Consider the following 2,809-nt stretch of genomic DNA (forward strand, 5'->3'; position numbering starts at 1 on the left):
AACTCGAGCGATCACGCACCGAGGCACGGGCGGCCGCCTGCGCGTACGGCTCGGTGCTGTCGACCTACAACGCCACCGATCTCGACGCCTACTTCGCCGCCGTGCTCGACCGGGCCACCGGCGCGTGGAAACAAGAATTCGAGTCCACCAGTGCCGATCTGCGCGAAGTCCTGATCCAGGGCCGAGTGCAGTCGACGGCGGGCACCGTCGACTGCGCGATCGCCACCAGCGGTACCGACACCGCCGAGGCGCTCGTCGTCGTCGACCAGTCCATCGCCAGCGTCGGCACCCAGCAGCAGCCCCGCCGTGGTCAGCTGTCGATCACGTTGTCGCTGGCGAAGTCCGGCGACCGATGGCTGACGAGCAAAGTCTCCTCGCCCATGCTGCGCACCACACCGTGAAACCGACTCCTCCACTCCCGCGACAAGGACTGCGCTGCACATGGTTTGGCTCGTTCTCCTCGGCACCGCACTCGGGGCCCTCGTTGTGGCCGCGGTCGGCGGTCTCGTCGTTCTGCTCGTCCTGCAGCGCCGCGCCGCACGGCTGCTCGGCGCCGAGACCCCGCCGGTCGACGACCACGCGATCCGGCTGATCGAATCCCGGCGCCCGACCTTCCAGATGTCGGTCGAGCAGGACTTCGCCGCCATGCCGTGGGAAGTGTGGTCCGCACTCGAGGACGGCGCCTTCACCTGGATCCCGATGATCGACGGCGTCACCTACCGTGACCAGGAACGTGGTCCGGGAACCGTCCGCACCCTCGACGCGATCGTCTTCGCCGCCGCGGAACAGGTCACCCGCCGCGATCCACACACCCGGCTGAGTGTGGCCGGCATCAAGACCTCGATCCCGCTGCTGGTCAAGTCCTACACCATGGACTTCCACCTTTCCGAAACGCCCGAGGGGACGACGGTTCTCCGGTGGACGATCGCGGGGAGGCCAGCTGTCTTCGCTTTCCTCCGACTGAGCTGGACCGCGTTCTTCATTCGCCCGTTCGTCCGGGTCGTTCTCGGGAGATGGGCGAACTACTACCGCTGAAAGGCACGATGTGGAGCCGGTTCCGAATTTCGATGCCGGGGTCAGTCGGGAGATTCTCAACTACTTCGGCACCTGCGGCGCCTGTGGCTACCCGGCGCAAGCACACGCGGTCAGTATCTTCGCCGACGGCCACATCGTGACAAGGGTCGTCGCGACCTGCGGATTGCCGTGTGGTTGGCGGGGAGTGTCCGACCGGACCACGATGACCTGACCGCCTGGCGTTCATCGGACTCGTGTCGTGAGCGAGGCGAGTAGTCGAGTACTCGTGCATGCCGTGCCCGCTTGGCGCATTCTCGTCTCATTGCACGAGAGGAGCGGGCGATGCGATGCGAATCCGATCGGTGTGACGCGGCGCGCGGTCGAGGTCGTCTCGGCGCTTGTTCGTCCGCCGGAATCACCCCTGGATGGCTGGTGATCGTGACCGCGGCCGCGATTGCGACGGTATCGGCCGGATGCGTCCGCCCCCCGCCCGAATCGCTCTCGCCCGCACCGACAGCCGCGAATGTAGAGGCTTCGGCAACGGAACCGGGAGAGCAATTGCCTGGCAGCGGCCCCGCGCCGGGTGGACCGATCGGCCAGGACGGCGCGGGAGCTCCCGCGCCCGGCGGTCCGGTAGGTCCGTACTCCCCACCTCCTGCCGGCGGCGCACCACCTCCGGATAAGCCGGGTGGTGGAAACCAGGCGAAGGGTTCACCGGTCAAAATCCCGTCTTTCCAGGAGAAGGGTTCTCCGCTCACCGCGGACTTGAAGGGACGCATCGATGCCGCGTTCGCGTCGGCCTGCCAGGAGGCAGGCCATGCAGCGGGTTGTGTCGAGCTCGCCTACACCATCACGTTGCCACTGGAATCCGATTGTGCGTATTCGGGATTCTCGCCGACCGACGGGGCGACCGTCGAGGCTGGGACGACCGTGACGGTTCAGCTCTCCGGTAAACAACCTTGCCCCATCAGCGGCGGCGGAGACGGTACCGGTGGTAGCGGCGGCGAGACAACGGAGGGCGGCGGCACGACTGGCGGCGCCACCACCGAGCGCGGCGGCACGACTGGCGGCGCCACCACCGAGGGCGGCACCGGCGGGAGCGGCAGTACCGGCGATGGTGCGGGCACGGGCAACAGCAAGTCCGGGGGTGGTGAGACGGCCCCGGGCACCGGCAACAGCGGAGCCACGAACGGCGGCACCGATTATCCACCAGCACCGTCCGGTGGATGATCGGCAACTGATAGGACGACGATATGGGCTCTGGATTTCGTCCCGCCGGGACCGCGCGTTCTGGACGCGCCACACACCGGTCGACGGGTGTTCCCCGACCCGCGCAGCCACCGCAAGCCTCGACCTCGGCTGCACCGGGAGACACCGGACTGTCCCGCCTCAGCCTGATGATCCGCAACTTCGCTGCGCCCACTACGTTGATCACCGCACTGCTGTTCTTCTTCGGCTGGTCCCACGCCTACTGGTTTTTCGACTACTTCGGCGTGAACGCCACAACTCTTGGCCTGACCACCCAGGACTACTTGATGCGCAGTCAGGATTCCCTGTTCATCCCGCTCGCGGCGAGCGCCTGCCTGTTCACGGCATATCTCTTCTGCCGCAGGATGTTCCGGGAATTCGCGCTGCCGCGGATCAGTCCTGAGAATCGCCGCAGACTGGTGATCGCATCGATGGTCGCCGGCTTCGTGCTCGTCGCCGCCGGACTGCTCACCATCGTGATCTCGACACCGCTGAGGATGGTTGTCGGAGCGCCGGGCCTGTGCATGGTCGGTGGAATCTTTCTGAT

General features: G+C 66.7%; 2 protein-coding genes and 2 pseudogenes. All 4 read left to right on the forward strand.

Annotated elements, in window-relative coordinates; genetic code table 11:
• Nucleotides 1–401, forward strand: a pseudogene (locus ACFWF3_RS31050) (hypothetical protein); the annotation flags it as partial.
• 40 nt (nt 402–441) lie between these two features.
• Entirely contained in the window at nt 442–1,035 is a 594-nt protein-coding gene (locus tag ACFWF3_RS31055) for an SRPBCC family protein (protein WP_379317280.1), read from the forward strand.
• A gap of 537 nt (nt 1,036–1,572) precedes the next feature.
• Complete coding sequence (locus tag ACFWF3_RS31060) at nt 1,573–2,244, forward strand: hypothetical protein (RefSeq protein WP_379317282.1); 672 nt, start codon at nt 1,573–1,575, stop codon at nt 2,242–2,244.
• A 167-nt stretch (nt 2,245–2,411) separates the two neighbouring features.
• Nucleotides 2,412–2,809: pseudogene (locus ACFWF3_RS31065) on the forward strand (hypothetical protein); the annotation flags it as partial.

Source organism: Nocardia sp. NPDC060220, from assembly GCF_042727815.1.
Classification (GTDB): domain Bacteria; phylum Actinomycetota; class Actinomycetes; order Mycobacteriales; family Mycobacteriaceae; genus Nocardia.

Coding starts and splice junctions, on each gene's coding strand:
- ACFWF3_RS31055 (WP_379317280.1), top strand. CDS start 442: ATGGTTTGGCTCGTTCTCCTCGGCACCGCACTCGGGGCCCTCGTTGTG.